The following is a 24280-nucleotide window of genomic DNA, read 5'->3' as shown; positions in this document are numbered from 1 at the left end:
TGTGAAAGTAAAGTATATTGATAAACGTCACTGGCGTCGCCTCATAGATCGGGATTATATCGAAGTCAAAGTAAATAACAATAAGTTTAAAGGAATTATCGGTTTGATAACGATGAACAAGGTGAAAGAGCCTTTGGAGGTGACCGTTGTTGGTAAACGAATGATTGTGGCAAATGATCATTTTCAGTGGCTACAAATTTTGCCGGAAAAGAAACGTTATAGTATGACCGTTATGTTTAACGATAAAGGGGAGCCTTTACAATATTACTTTGACATTAATTTAAAAAATATTACGCAAAAGGGTAAAGCGCGTACAGTAGATTTATGTTTGGATGTACTTGTATTACCTGATGGAAAATACGAACTCGTAGATCAAGATGATTTGGAACGCGCATTAAAATCAAAGCAAATTACCAGAAAACAATACCACGAAGCCTACGTAATTGCACATCAATTGATGATTCAAATCGATGAAGATTTCGAGAGTATTCATGATAAAGCAATGTATTGTTATAAAAAAATCAATCATAAATACCATAAAACAGAAAGAAGTACGCAGCTATAAACGTCACAGCAACATCGTAATTAGACATGAAGTTGTGAGGATATTTCTGCACACTGGACATGTGATGTCTAGTGTTTCTTTTTATTTTTACAGGAGGGTGAATATGAAAATTGATGATTATCGATTATTGATTACTTTAGATGAAACGCGCACGTTAAGAAAAGCTGCAGAGCGCTTATATATTTCACAGCCTGCGGTGACACAACGTCTCAAATCCATTGAGCGTCACTTTGGTGTTGAAATATTTATTCGTACCAAAAAACAGCTGATTACTACAATCGAAGGCGCTATGGTTATAGAGCATGCTAAAACGATGCTAAAACGGGAACGTCTTTTTCAAGATAAAATTAAAGCGCATATCGGCTCAGTGAGTGGTACGTTATCTATTGGGTGTTCCTCATTAGTGGGTCAGACGGTATTACCCGAAGTGTTGTCACGTTATACGAACGAATTCCCGAATGTTGAAATCCAACTTCAAGTAGGGTCAAGTGAGCACATTAAAGCACACCATAACGATTACCATATTATGATTGTGAGAGGAAATCAGCTACTCAATCTTCATAATGACCATTTAATGGATGATCAACATTATTTTATTTATCCTAAAAGTAAAGCATCTGAACTTCAAAAATTACCTTTTATTGAATTCCAAGCAGATCCCGTGTACATCAATCAAATTAAAACGTGGTATCACCATCACATGTCTCAAGATTATCATGCGCGTATTAAAGTAGACCAAGTGGCGACATGTAAAGCGTTATTATTAAGCGGCGTAGGGGTAACGATTTTACCAGAAATTATGGTTAAAGACTTAGACGAAAATGAGTTTGAACTTGTGAAAGTGGATATAGAAGAAGAGTCGCTCATTCGCTCTACGTATTTAAGCTATGATGTCAGTATGTTACAACTGCCTCAAGTGAGTTCATTCATCAATATTTTAAAAGATCAAGTAGCAGCGTCATCAACAATTTAAAAAGGAGGCGCACATGTTTCGAGAATTACTTCAAATCAAAAACTATAAACTTTTTGTTGCGAATATGATGTTAATTGGAATGGGAATCGCCGTAACGGTACCCTTTTTTGTATTATTCGCAACAAATAAACTTGGGATGACCACGAACCAATTTGGCTTATTGCTCGCACTTGCAGCGATTTGTCAATTTTCAATGAATACCATAGTGGCACGTTTCTCTGACACACATGCGATCAATAGAAAAGTCATTATCATTTGTGCATTATTCATGGGAGCAATGAGTTTTGCATTGCCATTTTTTGTAGATAATATTTTATTATTCATCATTTTATATGCTATTTTTCAAGGGTTATTTGCACCAGCTATGCCACAACTTTATGCCTCGGCAAGAGAATCTATTAATCAATCCACATCTAGTAGTCGTGCAGTATTTGCAAATTCAGTGTTAAGGTCGATGTTTTCATTCGGATTTTTATTCGGTCCTTTAGTAGGAAATCTTTTAAATCAATCCTGGGGATATGATGGATTGTTTGGAGGTACGGTAGCAATTATCGTACTAACATTAATTTTACAAATCTTTTTCTTCAAAGAGACGAAAGTGAAACAACCTATTCGAGGTAGTCACACATTAGAACAAAATGCGCCTTCAATGTTAAAACACACATATTTAATTATTCCGTTTTTAGCGTTTATCTTGCTGCATATTGGCCAATGGATGTATACATTAAATATGCCTTTATTTGTGACACAATATCTTCATGAAGATGAAAAGTATGTAGGTCATTTAGCCAGTTTATGTGCAGGTCTTGAAGTGCCTTTTATGATTATTTTAGGAATGGTAGCAAGCAAAATTGAAACGAGAACATTGCTTGCAATTGCCGCAGTATGCGGTACGCTCTTTTTTGGAAGTATTGGTATTTTCAACAGCGTTACGATGATGTTAGTAGGGCAAGTCTTTTTAGCAGCTTTTTTAGCTGTGTTGTTAGGAATTGGGATCAGCTATTTCCAGGATATTTTACCGCAATTTCCAGGTTATGCGTCTACTTTATTTGCAAATGCAATGGTAGTAGGACAACTATTAGGTAATTTATTAGGCGGTGCGATGAGTCAGTGGGTTGGACTTGGCAATGTATTTTATGTTTCAGCATTGTCACTTGCACTTGGTTTTCTATTAATATTATTAACAAAAACGAATGTCCAACCACACGCACAATAGAAAGGGATGATGTAGCAATGACAATACTATTTTGGTTATTGATTGTAATATGTTTTGCAGTTGCATTATTCAGTATAATCAAGCCGATTATTCCAGGTGTCCTCTTTTTGTGGATCGGGTTTTTAATTTATCAGTTTGGCATTCACCAACACACACTATCATGGGTTTTTTGGAGTGCAATGGTGGGCCTAACTTTATTTATTTTTATTTCTGACTTATTAATGAATCGTTATTTTGTCAATCGTTTCGGAGGTAGTAAAAAAGGAGAGTGGGCTGCTTTAATAGGTGTCATCGTTGGCTCTTTTGTGTTACCTCCTTTTGGAATTTTAATTGTGCCATTTATCTTAGTATTTGTAATTGAAATGATGGAACAACGAGCGGTTGATAAGGCGCTAAAAGCGAGTTTTGGCTCCCTAGTCGCATTTTTTTCAAGTGCATTCATGCAAGGAATTGTGATGTTGATAATGATTCTATGGTTTTTCATTGATGCGTTATTCATCAATACGTAAGACGCATCAATATGATAAATAATAGCAGATTCAGGGCACATCATGATATGTGCTGTAGAACAGTTAAAGTTAAATAGCCTTCAAAGTTCATCGAAACATGAATTTTGAAGGCTATTTTTATATTGAATATGTTTAGAAAAAAAGGAAGAATTAAGTCCCTTTATAACGCCAAGATGCCGTCTCTGTTTTATTCTTTTTATCTTGACGGTCATTAATATATAATCCGATTGGTATGACTACAAAAGAAATTAATATAAATGTCCAATTGCCAATATTAATGTACGGTCCCCATTGTAAAAAGTTTTGAGGAAAGAAAAACAGTAAAAATAAAATGATGAATAACGCAATAATAACGATATAACCAAAAAACCATGAGAACCTAGAATAACTAAACGCTTGAAGTTGTACCATTTTATAGCACGCCCATATAAATAAAAACAATACAAAGACCCCTATGACAAATGTGATGGGAAATGTATATAAATAAAGACGTGTATCATTAATGAAAAAACCAATAAAACCTTTTAAGAAACAAAAAACACCAAGTAATAATATTAAATGCTTAAGAATGGTTCTAAAAATATTGACAATAGTATGATTCGGTAATGTTTTAATGGTGTGTATGGCATGTTTTTTAGGGTCATGATTAAAGAAATCCATAGCATGCGTCCCTTTATCTTCTGCTTTCAAAAGATGATCCAAAATGTGTTGTAACACTTTTTCTGATTCATATGCATTCACGCGCATATCAGCTCGAACATAAGTCATGTAACTTTCAAAAATTTGGCGATCGGTATTATTTAAACGTAATGATTTAACATTGTTGTCTCGCGTGAGTTGTTCTACAGACTTCATCATACACACCTCCTTGAAATTATGGCATAATTTAAATTGATTATAGTATGACTACGTGCAAAATACAAATGAATTAAGGTGAGGTTATTATGAGAAAGGAGACTGTAATCAAAAACATAACCCACGCTGATGTGGCGTGCATTCAAGACATCGCTCATAAACATGTGCAAATGTTGCAAGGGGACCCGACAGTTCAAAAAGGCGTGACTACGATGATGTGTGCATTATACGAAGAAATGATATTGCGTCGTCTCCAATATGAACAAGAGTGTATCCGTGTAGTATTAAGAGAAACACTGGTCGTAAGCTATATTTGGGCTCATTATGATCAATCATCGAAAACAGTGACGATTGAGTCCTTATATACCCATCCAGACTATAGACAACAAGGTATAGCAATGGAACTTAAACAATATGTTGAAAATTGGGCTAGAACACTTAAAGCCCATCATATGATAGGGACAGTTTTAGCTACCAATACAGCGATGCAGTCATTAAATGAAAAATTAGGCTATCGTGTGCAAAAAGTCATCATGCATAAGCCACTGGATAGTGACTAAAGATGCGTATACGATAGAACCATGATAAAATAGAACACAGTAATTCAGTGATGGAGAGAAGATAAATGAAAAAAGTACTCGGTGCATTGATAGCTAGTGCCATCCTTTTATCAGGCTGTGGGCAAAGTGAGAAGGATAAACTTCAAAATGAAATTAAATCCTTAGAACAAGAACAAAAAAGTTTAGAGAATGAGAATAAAAAATTAAAAGAACAAAGCAAAAAATTAGATGATCAAATTCAGCAAGTAAAAGAAGATATTAAGAAACCTGAATCATCTTCTAAAGAGAAGCATAAAACTAACGACAAAGAAAAGCACAAAGACAAACCATCTTCTCAAGCAAATGAAGACGCATCAAAGTCATCTGAACATGCGCATCATGATAAAGTAAAAGACAAAGAAAAAACAGTTCAAGATTCAAATGATAAGAAAACCTCCACGAAAGAATAAGTTATATTAAATAGTTGTACAGTGGGCGGTGCGTTTCGTCTCAGATGGTTTAGGGTAAAAAATTACATATATGATTGTAGAGAAAAGAGGGACTGAACTATGTACGAAAAAGAATTTAATCTCATTGAAGGTCGTGAAATGTCATTAGTTGAACTTGGCCGTGAAATCGAAAATATAACAGGTTACACATTAGTAGATTCTACAGGAGATATTAATCGATATATTGCGTTAAAACCAAATTTTAAACATGACTGGGAAACGTATACAGCTACATATCGATTAAATCATAAAAACGATTTTGTAGATGCGATTTTTACGACGACAAAAGGTCAAGATATGGCGCGTATTAAAGATAAAGCTGTTAAAATTCAACTCATTAGTTACATTTCAAGAGCATAGATTTTAGGTGTTAAACGCGTTCTTTAGCGAATGTAGCTATTGAGCGCTTTTTTATATTTGAAAAAGGAGGATTTCAATGTCTGTCTATATCGAAACGGAACGCCTGATTTTAAGAGATTGGGAAGATGAAGACTTATTACCATTACAACAAATGAATGCGAACCGACAAGTGAGGCGTTATTTTACAAGTTTATTGAGCTATCAACGTTCTAAACTCGATTTTGAAGCCATGCAACGCACATTGAAAAAACATGGTATTGGGTTGTTTGCAGTTGAACTAAAAGCAACGCATCAATGGATTGGATTTATAGGTTTAAATTACCTTACTAAAGAAAGCCCATATCCATTTGATGAACTTCCGTTTTATGAAATTGGTTGGCGATTGCTACCTGAAGTATGGAATAATGGTTTAGCGCAAGAAGGGGCTAAAGCTGTTTTGAAGTATGTTGAAAAAATGGATTTAGTACCCATCTATGCGATTGCAGCAAAAAATAATACAGCTTCTATCCGTGTGATGCAAAAAATTGGAATGACTTTTGTCGATTATTTTGATAAACCTGAATTAAGTCAATTCAATGAATTAAAAGAGAACGTAAGATATGTATGGACACCACAACAAAGTGCCTAAAGGAAGATGTAGATGATTTCCTTTAGGCACTTTTTGAATGTGAAGGGCGATGCTGCATTATTTTACAGTAGTTCAGGTACATTAATCATACGTTCTAGTAGATATCGGTTTAAAATTATTTAAACGTTCAATTAAAGCTTGAGGTTCGTTATGAACGTGTGCAAGGTGTTGATATTTACTGTCTATAAAACCTTCTTTTATCATATGTTGTATTAAAGAAACGAGGGGTTGGTAGAATTGATTTGTATTATAAATGCCGATTGGTTTTTGATGTAAACCGATTTGTGCCCATGTATAAATTTCAAAAAATTCTTCTAATGACCCTGCCCCACCTGGTGCAAGAATAAATGCATCAGCAAGTTCAGATATTTTCTGTTTGCGTTCATGCATAGAATCAACAAGGATGAGTTCTGTTAAATTTTGACTAGTAATTTCACGAGTATCTAAAAAGTGAGGCATGATACCAATTACTTTTCCACCGTGATCGAGGACACCTTGTTGAACGGCACCCATAATACCGATAGATCCTGCGCCATAGACAAGTTCGATGTGTTGTTCAGCTAAATATTTTCCAAGTTGGTAGGCTTCATTTACATAAATATCGTTATGGCCTTTACTGGCACCACAAAAGACTGCAATTCGTTTAATCATATTTGTGCTCCTTTTCTAATTCGTATTGAATAATGCGTTGAAGTGCAACTTCAAAATGATGACGTTGTGCTTCGGAGAATGGTTTAGGACCCTTCGAATATCTTCGAGATTTACGACGTTCCTGTTGACTATAAAATCGTTGCGTTAATAATTGATCGATATTGTCATTAGTGTAAAAGTATCCTAAATGATGCATGACATATTTTGATTTTTGAAGTGCGATACTTGCGAGTCCGTAATCTTGTGTCACGATAAGATCGTGTACTTGCATCGATTTAATGATAGCAAAATCGACCGCATCGCGACCACCATCAATATATTTAAGTTGCACATGAGAGGGGTAATCTCGATTAGAATAATGCGCGTAACTACGAAATATGTATACAAAAATGCCTGTCCCTATAGTAAGTTCAATAATTGAATCTACTACAGGACAAGCATCGCCATCAATGAGTATACGCATATTACTTTTTTAACTTACTTAAAGCATCATCAGATACTTTATTCAGTTTTTCATCCTTACGTTGTTGGTCGTTGTCTTTCACATGTTTTTCCATTTGCGCATATTGTTGTTTGAAAAGTGGTGCGTGATTCAAGTTTTCGTCAACGTTTGTATTCAAACTTGTTTTCTCATCTTGAGGCCCTTGATTCGCATCATTTTTAGTGTTATGATGCGCTGATGATTGAGGTGTTTGATCTTTAGACACTAACCCTGTTTGGGCTTCAAAAGATTGTACTTCTGCCATTGACTTAATGCGTGGCGGTAACTTATCTTCAGACGGAGCTTCAGCAGCTAGGTCTACGTTTTGAGCACTTTTTTGTATTTTCTTTTCTAATTTTTTTGCTTGTTTTTGACGTTTTTTCTCGTCTTTCTTCTTTTGTTTTAACGCTTTTTTAGATGGTGTGCCTGTTTGGTCTTGGCCTGCTGTCATCGCTTTTGTACTTGCTGTAGCACCTAAAGTATCTGTATCTACAACGTGTTCAGATGGTTTTGGTGCATTTTTTTGAGCTTTTTTGAGTTGTTTCTGACGTAACTTTTGATTCTTTTTTGCTTGTTTTTCTTCTTCTTTATGGCGTTTTTCAATATTTTTTTGAAGCTTTTTATTCATTTTACGCGTTTGTACTTTATTTTTTTGTTCTAATTTGTCGCCATCTGCCATTACTTTAGAGCGGTCCTTATTTCCTTGAAACGCTTTTTCGTTAGCAGGAGATGCAAGCTCAAAATCTTTTGCGTCATTATTGCCAGGAACATGGCCTGCTTTTTCTTCATATTTCTGCATTTTTTCTAAGTTTTTAACCATATGCTTTTGGCGTTTTTCAATCGCTTTAGTTTCTTCTTTATGGCGCTTATCAATATGCTGTTGAAGTTTTTTATTAAACTTACTAATTTCTTTTCGGTTCTCAACTTCAAGTTCTTCGCCACGTGCACGCACATTTTCTTTTCTTCGATAACGTTGTGCTTCAGCTTCTTTTTTCATAGCTTTGTTGTAATCACGACGACGCTTTTGCGTAGCTAAGTTTTCTTTAAGCTGACCTGTGTTTGATACAACTGCGTGTGATACACGTCCAGCAGTCGACTTTACATGGTGTGCTGCATGTGTCGTTTTATGAGCCACAGTTTTAGAAGTATTCACAGTCACATCCGTCACTTTTTTGACTTCAGGATGTTCTTTGAATTTTTGACGTTCATTTATTAATGGAACGATAAAAATAGGTAATACGTTAATAATCGTTTTAATCGTTTTATTCATGCACGTTGCCTCCATTTAAGAATATACTTAAGTCCTTTTACCCTATGATACTAGAATATAAACGCACAATACAATTCATAAGGCGTGAACGCACAGGGGGAGAGATGCTATACGATTACTTTAAAACAGAATATAAAAACGGCCTAAAACACAAAAAAAGAATGAGACGCCATAGTGTCTCACCCTTATAGGGAGGTGCAAATTAATAGAATTGCATCCATTTATTCCATTTGTAACTACAAATACACGCTAAGTTCATCACAATATGAATAATTTCAAATTCAAAACCACTCACATAGCCGCGTCCTAACTTTAATGTGAAAATAGAGCCTAACATCACACTAATATAAAATACATTGACATAGGGTGTTAATATACCTGCAATCAGCATCACACCGCCAACGACTTCACCAATAGACATTAATACGGCAATCGTAGGAGGTAATCCAAGCGATCCCAAAAAGTGAATAGTGCCATCTAAGTCAACAAATTTTAATGTGCCGTGAACTAAAAAAGAAGTTGCAAGCATCCAGCGTATTAATAACATACCTAATTTCATAATGAACATCCTTTCTTGTTATATGATTTATTTAAATAAATAGTGAACTCAGTAAGTTGTTAAAGAAGTGAACGAGTATTGCTGCTTCTATACGTTTCGTTTTTAAATAAACGAGCGCAAAAATAATGCCAGAATAAAAATATGGAAGATAGCCGATGAGAGAATCAGCTTCATGTAACCACGCAAAAATGATGCTGGAAACAAGCATACCGATAAATAAATGATTTCTAAAAAACACCCGCATTACTATACCACGCATCACAATCTCTTCTGCAATTGCAGGTATAACTGCAATACTTAATATTGCTGCCCAAGTAGGTACGTCTTTAAAATCATTGAAAATATTGTCATCATTGACGCTACTAGCATCTATGAAGTAGTCAAAGAGGTTATCTAAACTTATCATTAGAAGCAGCCCAGCAATGACTAAAAACCAGTCACTTAATGTTAATGCACGAAATGACAAAAATGAAAAGCCACAACGTTGCATTATTAAAAGGATGATACAAGTTAAAAGAAAAGAAATCACTGCCCATATTGCATGGGTAGGGGTTTCATTACTTACTTCAAAAGCAATACTAAGCAGTATTGCAAACAATAACCCTTTACCAAATGCGTGCATATAGGGTGCCTTTGTTACGGCCATATCATCATCGAATCGTTTCTTTAGAGGGGTCATACATTCACCTTTCAAATTTATTTATAATGATATATTAAATGGTTTAGATAAAAATAAACATTAAATGAATCTTAAATATAATAAGGGGATTAGAATTAAGTTGATTTTAATATTGGCGTAGTGGAGAGAAGAAATATAGAAGGGGTTGGTCCAGAATTCATTGCAATTGATGATTGTCCCTAACGCCTCGATTTTTTAGGCGCCTTACCTCAAAATGAATTTTCGGTATCGGCTTAATGCTTTAGAAACTCGGCTTAAGGATCAATCACAATTCATCATATTGTTTGACACTAAGACTCAATTTATTTAGATAAATAAAAGCCAACAAAGTTCATGTATCAATGAATTTTGCTGGCATATTTTTAATTAACTGGTGTATTATGTGCCACCTTTGAAAGATACGATATTATTTAATGATGCCATAATAAACAACTGCGATGACTACTACAAGCACGATTCGATAAATCGCAAATGGCAATAATTTGACACGTTTAATTAATGATAAGAATAATTTAATCGATAATAGACCGAAAATAAAGGCTGCAAGAAAACCAAGAATATAAAATGGAATATGTGTTAAATGAATATAGCTAAAGTTTTTAATTAATGATAAGCCACTAGCGGCCATCATAATAGGGACAGCCATCATAAATGTAAAATCTGAAGCGGATTTATGATCCATTTTCATTAAGACACCTGTTGAAATGGTAGAGCCCGAGCGTGAAAATCCAGGCCACATTGCAATAGCTTGAGAAAGACCAATTACAAACGCTTGAAAATAATTTATTTCATCGACATTTTTAGGGTTGCGTACACCGCGGCTATATTTATCTGCAATAATCATATAAATTGCACCTAAAAATAGACCAATTAATACAGTAGGCACACTAAAGAGATGTTTTTCGATAAAATCATCAAATAATACACCTAAAATACCTGCTGGAATCATACCTACTAAAATATGAGTAATTTTTAAACGTCGAGGTTTAGAGCGACGTCCTTCTTGAACTTCAGGTGCATATTTTCCAATATGAAGCATTTCAAAATATTTATGCCTAAATACCCACGCTGCAGCAAAAACAGAACCTAATTGAATCACAACTTTAAAAGTAAAAGCCGATTCTGATCCTAAAAATTGCGTAGATTTTAACCACATATCATCAACTAAAATCATATGGCCTGTTGAAGAAACGGGTGCGAACTCCGTTAATCCTTCTACAATACCAAGCACTAATGCCTTAAGCAATTCAAAAAATAGCATAACATTAACCCTCTTTATGTTTAATTTTTACTTTATAACTTAGCATATCATAGCACATCTTAATAAGCATGTCTTAATAAATAAATGCTATCAGTCCAAAGTATGAGCATCTCACATGTAAATAAACTGTCACAACTTTTTATGAAAACAAGCGTCATCAAATGCACGAAAAAATACAACCCTATATACTAGTAATACATTCATTGTAAACTGAAAAAGTATTCACGCAAATGTAAAGGACGGATAATATGAAATGGCTTCACAGTTGGTTAAAAAAATATAGGCGGTTTGCGGTGCTCTTAAGCGTGACAAATATCATGTTAGCGCTCATTATCATTACCCAAAATATTACGATTGCAATGATACTTAATGAATTATTATTAAATCAAAGCCATCATTGGCAAACGTTACTTATCATTTTAGCATTTGCACTCTTATTAAGAGCCACTTTCATGATGCTCAATGATTGGCTTGGTACACGTTTAAGTCATCATGTTAGAGGAACAGTACGACGTCAATTACTGCAATTACAATCGCAACAACCGGTTGGAACACGACTCGCTATTGCTACTGAAACGTTAAAAGAGATGCTACCGTTTTTCAAAACGTATTTACCACAACTTTTTAAATCTACATTGATTCCAATATCTATCATTATTACAATGTTCTTAATTAACCTTCCAACGGCCATCATTATGATGGTGACAGCACCTTTTATCCCGTTATTTTATATTATTTTTGGGTTGAAAACACGAGATGCTGCTAAAGATCAGATGACGTTTTTAAATCAATTCAGTCAACGATTTGTCAATTTAACACGTGGTTTAGTGACTTTAAAGTTATTTCAACATACGGATCGCGCCGTTAAAAAAATTGAACATGAAAGTACTCAATTTCGTGATAAAACCATGATTATTTTGAAAAGTGCATTTTTATCTGGTTTGATGCTAGACTTTATAAGTATGCTTGGCATTGGACTTGTAGCGCTAGAAGTTGGGTTAAGTTTAATTGTATTTCACCGTATTTCGTTTTTAACCGCTGTGATTGCTTTAATACTAGCGCCTGAGTTTTATAACGCGATTAAAGATTTAGGACAAGCGTTTCATGTTGGTAAAGAAAGTGAAGGGGCGAGTGAAATTATTCGAAATACACTTCAAGCACCGTCGGAAACACATGAAACGCCGCAAAAAATCGCAAATCAAGATGCATTAATTCAATTAAATCAAGCATCATTTCGCTATCCAAATGCAACGCATCATGCAATAAAAGCGATAGATGCTAAAATCTATGAAGGTGATCATATTGCGCTTGTAGGTCCGAGTGGCGCGGGGAAATCAACGCTCGTACGATTACTCTTAGGTGATGTGAAGGCTTCAGAAGGAAACATTACATTTTCTAAAAAGATTAATATTGGTTATTTATCTCAAAATCCTTATATTTTTAATGCATCAATTGCAGACAATATCACGCTATTTAATGACATTGATGACAATAGCATTAAAGGTGTACTTGAAGAAGTAGCGTTAGGCCATAAGATTAAACAATTTCAAGAAGGTATCCATACGCGTATCGGTGAAGGCGGAGAAATGTTATCAGGTGGAGAAATGCGCCGTATTGAACTTGCCAGAGTACTATTGTTAAAACCTGATGTCATTATTTTGGATGAACCAACAACTGGATTGGATCGTAGCACTGAACGTAAAATACAAGAAGTCGTCCAACGCCATTTTGCGCATATTACGCAAATCACGATTGCGCATCATCAAGCATCGTTGATACATGCCCATCGACGTTGGTATATCGAGCAAGGGTGTTTGATTAAAGATGATGAAACGATTTTGACAGAAATTTAATTCAATACGTTGTAGTGGGTGATAAAACTAATTAAAAAGTACAAAGACAACAAAATGGAGGTGAGATATATATGGAAAGTGACAAAACGAATGTATTAAGTCAATCAGAGAATATAAAATGGAACCGTGATATTGTAGTAGCTATTGTTTTAGGTGTTGTGGGAAGTAGTGTAGCCTTAGCAATGTTTTTCTTTAGTGGCTATATGATCACACAAAGTGCACTAGGTGCGCCACTTTATGCGCTTATGGGTCTCATTGTCACTGTAAAACTATTTGGCTTTACACGGGCGATAACGCGTTATTATGAACGTTTGCTCTCACATCGCGCGACCTTCACAATGTTACGTGATGTAAGAGTGCACTTTTATCAAGCGTTGATTCCTATCGTTCCTAATGTTTTTAGACAATTTAAAACAAGTGACTTATTAGGCAGAATGGTTTCACAAATTGAGGCGTTACAAAATATTTATTTACGCGTGTATTATCCACCGATTGTATTAACATTGACGAGTGGATTAACCATTGGTGTTTTGCTTTATTTTTCAATTTGGCATGCACTGACGCTTTTAATTGTGATTGGACTCTCGCTATGGTGTATTCCATGGATGAGTGCTAAGCGTGCAACAATGATTAAAAAAGATATGGACCAAAAATATCAAATGTTAATGCATCAATATTATGATTATATTTTAGGGTGTGAGGAATTAAAACGGTTTGGTCAGCGTCACTCTTATGAAACACGTCTTTTAAATGCAGAAGCAGCACTCAGTGACGTGGAGTATCGAGAACAAATGTTTCATATTATTTACCAATACATCTTAAATGTGATAAGTATGATAGCTATATTTATGACTATTTTATTAACTGCGATCCAGGTGAAATCTGGAGCATTTGATCCTATCTATGCTACAAGTATTGTACTGATGTTACTCACTTTATTTGAGCAACATGTCATGATGAGTCAGGTGGCCTATTATAAAAGTGAGACAGATGAGGCAATCCATCAATTAAATGATGTGATGTCGGTGGCGCAATTAGATGAAGGGACACACCACGTTAAAGTACATCAATTAGACAAGCAAACACCATTATTTCATCTCGAAGGTGTATATTACCAATTTCCAACGCAACAACGCGCCACTTTAAAAGATATTCATCTTAATATTCATAGGGGAGACCATATTGCAATTATAGGAGCTTCTGGTTCTGGTAAATCGACATTGTTACACATTTTATTGGGACTATATCCAATTACTGAAGGAGAGATGGCTATAGGAGGTCAAGTTGATTTTCATCGCACGCATTGGCTAACTCAAGTGAACCCACTTATGCAAGATGCACAATTTTTTGATGGCACACTTCAAGACAATTTATTAACTACGTATGGTGAGGAAGCGTGTCTCGATGCTTTACGCCGTGTGGGTCTTGATAATATTCCTTTAACAAGAGCAGTTACATTAAACAAAAATGCGTTATCAGGCGGTGAGTTTCAAAGATTAGCAATTGCCCGTTTATGGTTAAAAAATGCGCCTGTGTGGATTTTAGACGAGCCTACTAAGGGCATTGATGCGCAACAAACGTCACATATCATGCGTCAAATGCATCAAACTGCAGAAACACTCATTGTTGCAACTCATAATTTAGAAATATTAAAGGACTTTGATGTCGTTTATAAAATGGAAGAGGGTATGTTAACGCGCGTTGACCCTCAGTTACTTTGAAAGTACACAAAAAATCGTGATATGGAAGAAGGGCTTGGATTTTAATCCAAGCCCTTGGTTACATGTGCCATGCTTTAACTATAAGGAAGAAGAATCGCCTATCTTCTTCACATATATGCTAAATAATCCAAATTTTAATCCATTTAGTTAGAATAGGGTGTAATAGCTTTAGGGCCTACACCTTTACTGAAGTTAATCTGTACACTCAATTATTTTGATTCACTAAAAGCAGTAATGATTTTATCAAGTAAACGGTTCAATTCTTTGATTTCATCGGGATCAAGCGAAGACGCTTCTGCAACTGTTTTTGAAGCGTTTTCTAATTCAGGTTTCATACTTTCACTTTTTTCAGTTAAATGTACGTATACTTCACGTTGATCGATTTCAGAACGTTCTCTTTTAATTAAATCGATTTGCTCCATACGTTTCAATAACGGTGAGACAGTACCTGTATCTAATGCAAGGTCTGTTACAACTTTTTTAACATTAACAGGTGACTGGTTCCAAAGAATTTCTAAAACTAGAAATTGTGGATACGTTAAGTTGTACTTTTTGAAAATTTTGTTTGAATAATAACGATTCACTTGACGTTGTGCATTATACAAACTAAAACATACTTGCTCTTTTAAATTAAGATGATCAGACATAATTTTTTTCCTCCAGACATTCTATCCGTATTTCTCTCTCACGGATGGGAATCCGTCCATAATTGAGTGGATTTAAGTCGCTCTACTTAAATCTATGCTATGCTAAAAATAAAGCATGCAGTAATTTTAGAAGATTCTACACACTTTATCAAGCTAAAAGACAGATTTACACATACATTGTTGAAAATTTGTTGTTTATTTAAGAGAAAGGTTAGATTTTATGTTAAATAATAAAACAAAAGTTACAATTGTAAACGGTTTTTTAGGGAGCGGAAAAACCACATTCTTAAGTAATTATATGCCCCAAATATTAAAAAATGATGAGAAAGTTGCGCTAATTGTAAACGAATTCGGTAACTTTGACATGGATAGCGAACTTTTAAACCATATCGATACGAAAGTGTCTTTAATGCATGGTTGCGTATGTTGTGACTTACAAACAGAGCTCGTGAGTACCATACACCATTTAATCATACATAATCAAGTAGAACACATTGTAATTGAAGCGACAGGCATCGCAAATCCTATTGATATGTTGATGGCGTGTGAAGACCCTATAATTTCACAACGCGTTCAATCCCCTCAAGTCATCACAATTGTTTCAGCATCTGATATTTGTCGTAAAGCATCCTTTAGCCAAGCCAAACAACAATTAATAGAAGACCAAATGCGTGCCAGTCATCATATCATCATCAATAAAATCGATTTGCTAGACAATGCGGAACAGCAAACAGAGGCTGTTAAAGCTGTTCGAAAGTATGCACCACATAGTCAAATCATTTCAACGTCATATGGACAGTTGTCCCCAGTGCTTTCCTACGATAACACTACCCAGAAAATGCCCGCTCAAACGACAGGTCACCCAACTTTTCAAAGTATGACGTATACCTTTCAAGGTCCTATTGCCCAAGATGCATTTATCGAATTTATATTGAAGTTACCTGAAACGATACATAGAGCGAAAGGATTTATTCGATTTAGAGCAGAACCGCAAGAAACAATAGTATTTCAATTTGCACAACCTGTACCTTCTTTAGAAAAAATAGGTGAAAGTGATGTACCACTTTCAATCGTTTTGATCGGAGAACATTTAGATAAAGCGCAATTAAGAAATCAGTTAGATATGTTACAATTTAGCTAATAGTAGAAGCGGGGTGGCTTATAATGGAAAAAGTATCAATTAACCAACACGTGTCTTACTCAAAAATAATTCAAGGGTTTTATCGTGCTGATTGTTGGCACATGTCCAAGCAAGAATTAAATACATTTATTCATCAATTAGTAGCGCGTGGAGTTACAACGATGGACCATGCAGATATTTATGGAAAATACACAGTTGAACAAATGTTTGGAGAGGCTTTAAAGTTATCACCTCATTTAAGAGAGAAGATTGAAATTGTAACGAAGTGTGGAATTGTACAGCCTAATGATATTTTTCCAGATCAAACAGCACACCGATATGATTTAAGTAAAAAGCATATTACACGTTCTGTTGATCGTGCTTTGAAAAATTTGGGTGTAGATTCGATCGATACATTATTGATTCATCGCCCATCACCATTAATGAAACCATGTGAAATTACAGAAGCACTTCAAGATTTAGTTGAAGAAGGTAAAGTGAAGTCTTTTGGTGTATCAAACTTTAGACGTTCCCAATACGAATTGCTGAATGATTGTTTAAAAGATGACCGCTTTCATATCGCAGTGAATCAAGTAGAAATTTCACCGTATCATTTAGATGCATTCCACGATGGTACGATTGATGATATGTATAAAGATGATGTGAAATTAATGGCGTGGGGACCTTTTGCAGGAGGAAAGTTATTTGATCCAACTGATAAAAAATCACAACGTGTCCTTCCAGTATTAGAACGGCTTGCAAAAGAGTACAATACCCATGTCGCATCTATTATTGTCGCTTGGTTTCATAAACACCCAGCGTCTATCTTACCTATATTAGGCACGCATCGGATAGAACGTGTTGACCAAGCTATTCATGGATTAGACATTTCATTGAAAGAACAAGATTGGTTTGATATTTATACCGCAGCTCAGGGCTATGATATACCCTAAGTCATTTAAAGGAGATTGAAATATGGCTCATGATTCTAAACGCCAACAATTTGTGTTTATGCGCAATATGATTGCGTTACCTTATGTTCTATTTGCCATTTTAATGATGATGGTGGTACTTTTTTCGCCACAATTAATTTGGTTTGTAGCAATAACGGGTGTGTTTATGGTCTATCACGTTATTGCCACATTTATTGCATTTTTATTGAAGTACGGCAAAATTTGTTTAATATTACTCTTTATGACGCTTTGTGTTGTAGGGGGATTTGCTGCAATTCTTCACGTGTTTTTAACATTACATGCATAATCATGATAACAGTTCAGGCAGCCAATTTACGTAGGTGATTGCTGTCTGAAATATTTTTTACAATTAACGAAAACGCTTTCATAAAATCAGTTCATTCCACGAGTACAATGGTATAATAAGGATGAAAAGAGTATAAGGGGGAGCATGTTGATGAAACGTAAAAAAGTCACAATAGTAGGGTCTGGACATACTGGCGCAACATTAGCATTTATTATTGCTACACATGATATTGCGGATGTTGTTTTAGTAGATCGCAAGAAGAACGAAGCACAAATCAAAGGGAAAACATTGGATATTTTACAAAGTGGTTCGATACTAGGGTTTGATACGCATGTAACATCCACAGTTGATTATGCTGAAACTGCTGATTCAGATGTCGTAGTCATAACTGCTGGTGTGCCACGATTGCCAGGTATGTCGAGAGATGAGTTGATTCAAACCAATGAACAAGTGATGATTGAAGTCACAGAACAAATTGTTAAATATTCGCCACACTGTAAAATTATTGTATTGACGAACCCTGTTGACGCGATGACATATACAGTATATCAACATTCTGGATTTTCAAGTGAACGTGTGATGGGCCAGTCAGGTGTGCTTGATTCAGCACGCTTTAATACCTTTGTAGCTGAGGCACTCAATGTAGCTGTAAATGACGTACATGGTATTGTTTTAGGTGGTCATGGTGATACTATGGTGCCACTCATTCGACACTGTCATGTAAATGGGGTGCCAATTACAGAACTTTTACCTCAAGAGAAAATTGATGACATTGTAAAACGTACGCAAGGTGGAGGCGCTGAAATTGTAAAATTATTGGGTGATGGCTCTGCGTACTATGCTCCTTCAGCAGCGGTTTATGAAATGATTGAAGCAATCATTTTGGATAAGCAACGCGTGCTACCAACTATCGCATATTGTGATGGGACATACGGTTTAGAAGATTTATACATTGGTGTCCCTACCGTTGTAGGTGGGAAAGGGATTGAAAAAATAATCGAGCTGGATCTTACTAGTGAGGAGAAACAACAATTTAAACATTCTGCAGAAGCGGTCAGTGCGTTAAAGTCAACTTTAAAAAGTGTACAAAAATAAAACTGACATAGCGTGGCGGTTGTAAAAATGTACAATGGTGCATATTGAGTTACACATAAAGCGGATGCTTAGTAAATGACTAAAAGCCTTCAAAGTTCATCTTAACATGAATTTTGAAGGCTTATATATTTAATATTTATGCCAAGCTTTGTACGATAACGCCGACAAAGGATACGGCATTTACAAGCATATGTAAAAATATGGAAACCGCAATGTTACAATTTGTGCGTATATACATTATAACGAAAAGTGTTGCCATGACTAGGTAAGGTATCACTTCAAGTGGTGATTGGGCGTTAGTTACATGTAACATAGCAAAAGTCACCACAGAAATACCCCCCATCACCCAAACGCCAAACTTTTTACCGAGTTCACCAATAATAACATGCCTAAAAAGTAGTTCTTCAGTAATGGGAACTAAAATCACTAAAACGATAAAAACTAAAGGCAACCAGGCTTTATCTTGAAATAATTCGACGATGCCTTTTTGGTTGACTGTAGTATCAAATTGCCAAGATTTAGGCAATAATTTGAAAGTGATGCTCATAACGATACTTACAACTACATATAAAATATAAGCGAATAAGACGAGTTTCATCTGTGATTGAAGTTCTCGTAATCGTTGGAAAATTTTTGTTTTGAGATGCTTCCGATGTGACCATATTAAGAATGATATCACAGATAAACTCGTGCATACACTCGTTAATAAAAACACCTTCGGATGTTCGATGTTATAGTTAAACAAAACCGGATGAATAGAATAAATTATAAAACTGAAAACCGTAGCACTTATATAATAAATAACGAAGCCTAACAAATCTCTCCATGCAGGGCGAAGCGTTTTATGTTGATTCATACCAACCCTCCTTAAAAAATGAATACTTCTATTTAACCACAAAAAGTACTATATACAATAATACAAATTCAAAAAATGTAATAATATACATATACTTTAAACGTAATTTTATATTTAAGGGGACTTTCCACTCTGGGTAGTGCCGTTCATAATAAAAAAGTTGAATTAAAAATAATCCGATGCCAAAAGGCATAAAGAACAACATGATTGCCCAATATAAAGGCCATTTAAGTTGGTAAAGCAATATTGACATAAGGCATTGTAAGATGATGAGCAATAGTAACACAGTCATGATTTTGTTCTCACTCCTTTCAAGCATAAGAGTAAGAGGCATTGCATCAGTGCAATTAATCCAATAAATGTTATCGCATGAGCATCTATCGATTTTAAAGTTGAAATAACCACAGAAAATGGATTGTTAATGAGATGCACACTATGGAATCTTAAAAAACGGCCCACATAAATGCCCAATCCATTCAATAACGTCATTCCTAATAAAATGATGTAGCGGGTCCATAACGGAAATGGTAAATGAAAGAGTTCTAAAGCAATAAGTGTAAAACAATATACCGCAAATAAAACACCTGTCACCAATAATCCAAAATGAATCCATTCAATCAAAACTAAACCGGATAAAAAGCTAAACGAAAATTGATTTAAATGTATAAGGTCTGTCACCATGTAGAATGTATTAGGTAACATCAGTATAAAAATGCCCAGATATATGACAAATAATGGCCATTCGAATAACCGTTTAGGTACGAATAATTTTAGTAGATATGCGAGTTCTAAAGGGATATAGGCGAGTGTCAGATTTAATAATAAAAATTTGAAATGGTTCGGAACAACGAGTGTTGTGACGAATAAAAATACATATAAGAGCCGAGCGATATAACGCGCTTGCATCTCATCCCTCCTCGAAATTGATGAATATGATAAACTGAAACTAATCTTTATGCGATAATGGTTTTAAAAAGTACGTGCCCATAGACTTGATATCCGTCAAATACACTACGGAATATCTATTGAAATTTCAACTCATAACGCTTTCCAATTTATGTTGACTATTATATAATATGCTAACCATTTTTAATTGTAGGGGGTGTATTGAACCATGACAAAACAGTTTATCATTTTATATATGAATATATTTCTCATCTTTTTAGGCATTGGTCTTGTCATACCGGTATTGCCGATTTATTTAAAAGATTTAGGATTAACAGGTGCAGATTTAGGGGTTTTAGTAGCAGTTTTTGCACTTGCGCAGATGGTAATTTCTCCCTTTGGTGGCACACTTGCAGATAAGTTAGGTAAAAAACTTATCATATGCATTGGATTAATTTTGTTTAGTTTATCAGAGTTCTTATTTGCGATTGGTCATACATTTCCTATTTTAATGATTTCTCGTGTGTTAGGTGGATTTAGTGCAGGTATGATTATGCCTGGCGTTACGGGGCTTATTGCCGATATTTCACCTGCGCAAGATAAAGCACGTAATTTTGGCTATATGTCTGCAATTATTTCTGCTGGCTTTATATTAGGTCCAGGTATTGGTGGATTTTTAGCAGAAATCTCTCACCGTGTACCCTTTGTTTTTGCAGGTATACTTGGTATTTTCGCATTTGTGGGTACCGTATTCTTTGTCAAAACATCTCAAGACACATCTACACAAGGCTTTACTACACTTGAGACACACAAATTAAGTCAGGTTAATTTAAAAATGTTTGTAACGCCTGCACTTTTAACCTTAATTTTAGCGCTTGGATTATCAGCATTTGAAACTTTATTCCCTTTATATACGGCAGACAAAATGGATTTTCAACCTTCAGATATCTCTATTGCAATAGTAGGCGGAGGCGTATTTGGAGCAATCTTTCAAATATTTTTCTTTGATAAATTAATCCGTCATTTTAATGAATTAACGTTTATTACGTATGCATTAATCTACTCTGCCATTGTATTAAGTTTTCTTATTTTTGCTTATTCATACTGGCAAGTCATGGTGATCTGTTTTATTGTGTTTATCGGTTTTGACTTAATCCGACCTGCGTTAACAAATTATTTTTCAAATATTGCAGGAGACCGACAAGGGTTTGCTGGGGGCATCAATTCTACATTTACAAGTATGGGCAACTTTGTGGGGCCTTTAATTGCAGGTGGGTTTTATGATTTGAATATTGAATATCCGTTAATCATGTCTATCGCATTTATGTGTTTAGGTTGTATCATTATATTTATTGAACAACGATTGAGGTCTCATTATAAAGCGTCTTGATTTGAGACTTGCATAGATATCCAATAAAGTAGTTATGTTTATAAAAAGTAGGAGCGACAAAGATGCATATTAAAATATTAGGATTTAACTTATTTCAAAAAGGGGGGACATCACGCAGTAATCTGAACTTACTACGTGCCCTTAAAGCAGCGAATCATACGGTCACATACATTAATTATGTACCATTTCGTAAGCGCCATGTCGAACACTTAAAAAAAACAGCTGTTCGCGAAATAGAGGGCGTAAATTTTGAAAGTTTTCATAATGTGAAATCTTTAACTGCGTGTGATGTGCTTATTTTAACAAGAGAAGATTTTTTTAAATATGCGCGTGAGGTGAAACGTCAAGCACCGACAATTCAAATTTTAGGTGAAATACATGCGCCTTTAGCATATATTAATCCATCTTTTGATTTGGCATTAGAAGCAATAGATGCAGTGCGTGTCAGTACGCCGGACATCGCAAAAGCGTTTGCATCACGATTTGAATATCCTTACGTTTTTCCGATGTATGTTAATACAGATCATATTGTCTTTCAACCTCAACCAAGTCCTAACACGAAAGCGCTCATGATGAAAGCGCGTTTTGAGGATGCCATAAAAGACATTTCTTACGCTCTAAAGTTAATGCATTTCATTGTTTACACAAAAGGTCACCATGATGTTGAACTTCATATACAAGGGTATGGTCCTTCTTTAGAATTATATGAACAACTTATTACGTATTATCAATTAGAACGCCAAGTTTTTTTGAATGGAGACATACCAAAGGATGCGATATATATTTCAACTTCTCCTTATGAAACGTTAGGTTATTCTATACTAGAAGCAATTGGTGATGGCAACCAAGCATGCATCTATCCTGGAGATGACGCGGTACTAACATCGATTTATCAACCGTTTCACGCTGTCCATTTTTTAAATAAACAGTTAGAACATGATTACCAAGTTATTATGGCCACCATTCAAGAAACCTATACGGACACCATACGTAATGAAGACTTTCACTATTTTAATCAACAATTTCAATATGAGGACTATAGCGACACATTGTTAAGGCAATTGGCTGAAAAGGCGGATCAGCATGTGATAACGCCACATTTAATAGAAAAAACGCGTGTTGAACTGCCATTCTATTACAGTCGATATGTCGTAAAACATACCGTAAAAAAAGCGTTGAACCGTTTGCCTAATAGCTTTAAACGCGTACTGAATAAAAAGTCACGACTCTATCAATATATGCGTCGAGGGATATTTGCTGTAGAAAAACAAGTGAAACAACGACGTCAACAGCGCATACATCCTTCGCATTCTCATGTGTTTATTGAATCTTTTCATGGCAAAAATTTTTCGGGCGATCCTAAAGCAATCGCACTTGAAATTCAGCGTCAATATCCTGACAAAGTTATATATGTTAGTGCTGCGAATGAATATGTTGATATTGAAATACGCCAATTTGATATGCAACCTGTTCGTTTTGGGTCACGTGAATACATTCAAGCGTTTGAACGTGCGCAATTTGCCGTGATTAATGGTAACTTGTGGGATCGTTTACTCAAACATCCAAAACAAACTGTGATTCAAACGTGGCATGGGATGCCTTTAAAACGGATGGTGAATGATTTGATGGATCCAGTAGAACGCCAACAACAAAGTGAAGCGTTCTTGCCTAGAATGTTAAAATGGGATGTTTTACTGTCGTGTTCAGAACGTTATGAAGCATTGATTTCAAGTGCGTTTAATTTATCTCAACATCCATCATTAAATATTTGGCGCGAGGGTGCACCACGTAACAGTATGCTTATTAGGCATCAAGAGGATGAGCATAAGCGTCACGACATTCAAGAAAAATATGTGGGGATAGCGACTCCGGAGAAACGATATATCTTATTTTGTCCAACATGGCGTAAATCGCAACGTCAAAATGTGTCAGAACTTGATTTGAAGACGCTTGTGCATTTATTACCTGACAACTATGAAGTCATTGTGAAACTACATCCAAATGAAGGTCATTTGTATACTACTTATCGTAATATGGATTCGCGTATTCATTGCTTTATGAATGAATGGGTAGACATACAAGAATTATACTTAATATGCGACGCGCTCATTACAGATTATTCATCAGCGTTATTTGATTACGCACATTTAAATCGTCCAATAATCGTATTAGATGAAGATACACAGGATTATCATCAAACTGTGGGCTTTTATTTTGAATTGGATGAAATGGTTTCCGTGAAACAATGTACTGCAAATGCAGAAGTCATTGCAGATTACATCTTAAAGCATAAAAGCGTAGACCATTCGGCTATTATTCGTAAATTCATGGTATTGGATCATGAAGCATCTGATAAAAATATCGTAAATCACATGTTTAGTGATAAGTAGGAGAGGAC

Annotated in this window: 26 protein-coding genes; 16 read left to right on the top strand and 10 right to left on the bottom strand. The window is 35.2% G+C overall.

Going from position 1 to position 24280, the window contains the following annotated elements; translation table 11 throughout:
- The first annotated feature begins 1 nt into the window (after position 1).
- The 4 genes from CD172_RS07065 to CD172_RS07050 all read left to right on the top strand — a co-directional run bounded on the left by CD172_RS07065 (position 2) and on the right by CD172_RS07050 (position 3263).
- Complete coding sequence (locus CD172_RS07065) at positions 2 to 565, top strand: ribonuclease FAU-1 family protein (protein ID WP_060552405.1); 564 nt, start codon at positions 2 to 4, stop codon at positions 563 to 565.
- A gap of 103 nt (positions 566 to 668) precedes the next feature.
- Positions 669 to 1538 (top strand): LysR family transcriptional regulator, encoded by an 870-nt coding sequence (locus CD172_RS07060; protein WP_060552406.1) that lies wholly within the window; start codon positions 669 to 671, stop codon positions 1536 to 1538.
- A gap of 13 nt (positions 1539 to 1551) precedes the next feature.
- Positions 1552 to 2754 carry a sugar efflux transporter gene (locus CD172_RS07055; protein ID WP_103345914.1) on the top strand — a complete coding sequence of 401 codons (1203 nt, stop codon included), beginning with the start codon at positions 1552 to 1554 and terminating at the stop codon, positions 2752 to 2754.
- Between the two features lie 17 nt (positions 2755 to 2771).
- On the top strand, positions 2772 to 3263 hold the full coding sequence (locus CD172_RS07050; RefSeq protein ID WP_103345913.1) for a DUF456 domain-containing protein: 492 nt from the start codon (positions 2772 to 2774) through the stop codon (positions 3261 to 3263).
- Positions 3264 to 3413: 150 nt separating this feature from the next.
- On the opposite strand, the gene CD172_RS07045 is transcribed toward CD172_RS07050, so the two are convergent.
- Positions 3414 to 4118 carry a DUF1129 family protein gene (locus tag CD172_RS07045; protein WP_037566437.1) on the bottom strand — a complete coding sequence of 235 codons (705 nt, stop codon included), beginning with the start codon at positions 4116 to 4118 and terminating at the stop codon, positions 3414 to 3416.
- A gap of 89 nt (positions 4119 to 4207) precedes the next feature.
- On the opposite strand from CD172_RS07045, the gene CD172_RS07040 reads away from it, so the two are divergent.
- The 4 genes from CD172_RS07040 to CD172_RS07025 all read left to right on the top strand — a co-directional run bounded on the left by CD172_RS07040 (position 4208) and on the right by CD172_RS07025 (position 6154).
- Positions 4208 to 4678: a GNAT family N-acetyltransferase gene (locus tag CD172_RS07040; RefSeq protein WP_103345912.1), complete on the top strand. Its 471-nt coding sequence runs from the start codon at positions 4208 to 4210 to the stop codon at positions 4676 to 4678.
- 65 nt (positions 4679 to 4743) lie between these two features.
- On the top strand, positions 4744 to 5127 hold the full coding sequence (locus CD172_RS07035; protein WP_174167448.1) for an SA0632 family lipoprotein: 384 nt from the start codon (positions 4744 to 4746) through the stop codon (positions 5125 to 5127).
- A 99-nt stretch (positions 5128 to 5226) separates the two neighbouring features.
- Positions 5227 to 5526: a hypothetical protein gene (locus CD172_RS07030; protein ID WP_037566439.1), complete on the top strand. Its 300-nt coding sequence runs from the start codon at positions 5227 to 5229 to the stop codon at positions 5524 to 5526.
- A 76-nt stretch (positions 5527 to 5602) separates the two neighbouring features.
- Complete coding sequence (locus CD172_RS07025) at positions 5603 to 6154, top strand: GNAT family N-acetyltransferase (protein ID WP_103345911.1); 552 nt, start codon at positions 5603 to 5605, stop codon at positions 6152 to 6154.
- Between the two features lie 81 nt (positions 6155 to 6235).
- Here the strand turns inward: CD172_RS07025 and CD172_RS07020 are convergent, their stop codons facing one another.
- From CD172_RS07020 to CD172_RS06995, 6 genes are all read right to left on the bottom strand, one after another.
- The gene (locus CD172_RS07020) at positions 6236 to 6802 is read right to left on the bottom strand and encodes an LOG family protein (protein WP_165805649.1); all 567 of its coding nucleotides are present in this window, start codon (positions 6800 to 6802) and stop codon (positions 6236 to 6238) included.
- Complete coding sequence (locus CD172_RS07015) at positions 6798 to 7268, bottom strand: YaiI/YqxD family protein (protein WP_103345909.1); 471 nt, start codon at positions 7266 to 7268, stop codon at positions 6798 to 6800. The genes CD172_RS07020 and CD172_RS07015 overlap by 5 nt, the downstream gene beginning before the upstream one ends.
- Before the next feature lies 1 nt (position 7269).
- Positions 7270 to 8556, bottom strand: a complete 1287-nt coding sequence (locus CD172_RS12975; protein ID WP_225906134.1) for a hypothetical protein — start codon at positions 8554 to 8556, stop codon at positions 7270 to 7272.
- Between the two features lie 202 nt (positions 8557 to 8758).
- A complete protein-coding gene (locus CD172_RS07005) occupies positions 8759 to 9115 on the bottom strand; it encodes a DoxX family protein (RefSeq protein ID WP_037566443.1) in 357 nt (118 codons plus the stop codon).
- A gap of 31 nt (positions 9116 to 9146) precedes the next feature.
- Complete coding sequence (locus CD172_RS07000; protein ID WP_103345908.1) at positions 9147 to 9794, bottom strand: CPBP family intramembrane glutamic endopeptidase; 648 nt, start codon at positions 9792 to 9794, stop codon at positions 9147 to 9149.
- Between the two features lie 406 nt (positions 9795 to 10200).
- Entirely contained in the window at positions 10201 to 11055 is an 855-nt protein-coding gene (locus CD172_RS06995; RefSeq protein WP_037566446.1) for an undecaprenyl-diphosphate phosphatase, read from the bottom strand.
- Positions 11056 to 11303: 248 nt separating this feature from the next.
- Between CD172_RS06995 and CD172_RS06990 the strand changes: the two genes are divergently transcribed.
- The gene (locus CD172_RS06990; RefSeq protein WP_103345907.1) at positions 11304 to 12908 is read left to right on the top strand and encodes an ABC transporter ATP-binding protein/permease; all 1605 of its coding nucleotides are present in this window, start codon (positions 11304 to 11306) and stop codon (positions 12906 to 12908) included.
- Between the two features lie 71 nt (positions 12909 to 12979).
- On the top strand, positions 12980 to 14629 hold the full coding sequence (locus CD172_RS06985) for an amino acid ABC transporter ATP-binding/permease protein (RefSeq protein WP_103345906.1): 1650 nt from the start codon (positions 12980 to 12982) through the stop codon (positions 14627 to 14629).
- 209 nt (positions 14630 to 14838) lie between these two features.
- On the opposite strand, the gene mgrA is transcribed toward CD172_RS06985, so the two are convergent.
- A complete protein-coding gene (gene mgrA / locus CD172_RS06980; protein WP_037566449.1) occupies positions 14839 to 15276 on the bottom strand; it encodes a global transcriptional regulator MgrA in 438 nt (145 codons plus the stop codon).
- A gap of 220 nt (positions 15277 to 15496) precedes the next feature.
- On the opposite strand from mgrA, the gene CD172_RS06975 reads away from it, so the two are divergent.
- From CD172_RS06975 to mdh, 4 genes are all read left to right on the top strand, one after another.
- Positions 15497 to 16417, top strand: a complete 921-nt coding sequence (locus tag CD172_RS06975) for a CobW family GTP-binding protein (protein ID WP_103345905.1) — start codon at positions 15497 to 15499, stop codon at positions 16415 to 16417.
- A gap of 23 nt (positions 16418 to 16440) precedes the next feature.
- Positions 16441 to 17349: an aldo/keto reductase gene (locus CD172_RS06970; RefSeq protein ID WP_103345904.1), complete on the top strand. Its 909-nt coding sequence runs from the start codon at positions 16441 to 16443 to the stop codon at positions 17347 to 17349.
- Positions 17350 to 17371: 22 nt separating this feature from the next.
- Positions 17372 to 17656, top strand: a complete 285-nt coding sequence (locus CD172_RS06965) for a hypothetical protein (protein ID WP_060552417.1) — start codon at positions 17372 to 17374, stop codon at positions 17654 to 17656.
- Between the two features lie 150 nt (positions 17657 to 17806).
- Positions 17807 to 18751, top strand: a complete 945-nt coding sequence (mdh, locus tag CD172_RS06960; RefSeq protein WP_060552535.1) for a malate dehydrogenase — start codon at positions 17807 to 17809, stop codon at positions 18749 to 18751.
- A gap of 136 nt (positions 18752 to 18887) precedes the next feature.
- On the opposite strand, the gene CD172_RS06955 is transcribed toward mdh, so the two are convergent.
- Positions 18888 to 19607 carry a CPBP family intramembrane glutamic endopeptidase gene (locus tag CD172_RS06955; protein ID WP_103345903.1) on the bottom strand — a complete coding sequence of 240 codons (720 nt, stop codon included), beginning with the start codon at positions 19605 to 19607 and terminating at the stop codon, positions 18888 to 18890.
- 288 nt (positions 19608 to 19895) lie between these two features.
- Positions 19896 to 20513, bottom strand: coding sequence for a DUF1361 domain-containing protein (locus CD172_RS06945; RefSeq protein ID WP_103345901.1), 618 nt, complete (start codon positions 20511 to 20513; stop codon positions 19896 to 19898).
- A gap of 208 nt (positions 20514 to 20721) precedes the next feature.
- Here CD172_RS06945 and norA point away from each other — a divergent pair, with 208 nt between their 5' ends.
- Together norA and CD172_RS06935 are read left to right on the top strand one after the other, a co-directional pair.
- Positions 20722 to 21882 carry a multidrug efflux MFS transporter NorA gene (norA, locus tag CD172_RS06940; RefSeq protein ID WP_103345900.1) on the top strand — a complete coding sequence of 387 codons (1161 nt, stop codon included), beginning with the start codon at positions 20722 to 20724 and terminating at the stop codon, positions 21880 to 21882.
- Positions 21883 to 21944: 62 nt separating this feature from the next.
- The gene (locus tag CD172_RS06935; RefSeq protein WP_103345899.1) at positions 21945 to 24272 is read left to right on the top strand and encodes a CDP-glycerol glycerophosphotransferase family protein; all 2328 of its coding nucleotides are present in this window, start codon (positions 21945 to 21947) and stop codon (positions 24270 to 24272) included.
- Positions 24273 to 24280 lie beyond the last annotated feature (8 nt).

The sequence above is a fragment of the Staphylococcus agnetis genome (assembly GCF_002901865.1).
Taxonomy (GTDB): Bacteria; Bacillota; Bacilli; order Staphylococcales; family Staphylococcaceae; genus Staphylococcus; species Staphylococcus agnetis.
The sequence above is the reverse complement of the archived record's forward strand: the minus strand, read 5'-3'. Positions and strand labels throughout refer to the sequence as shown.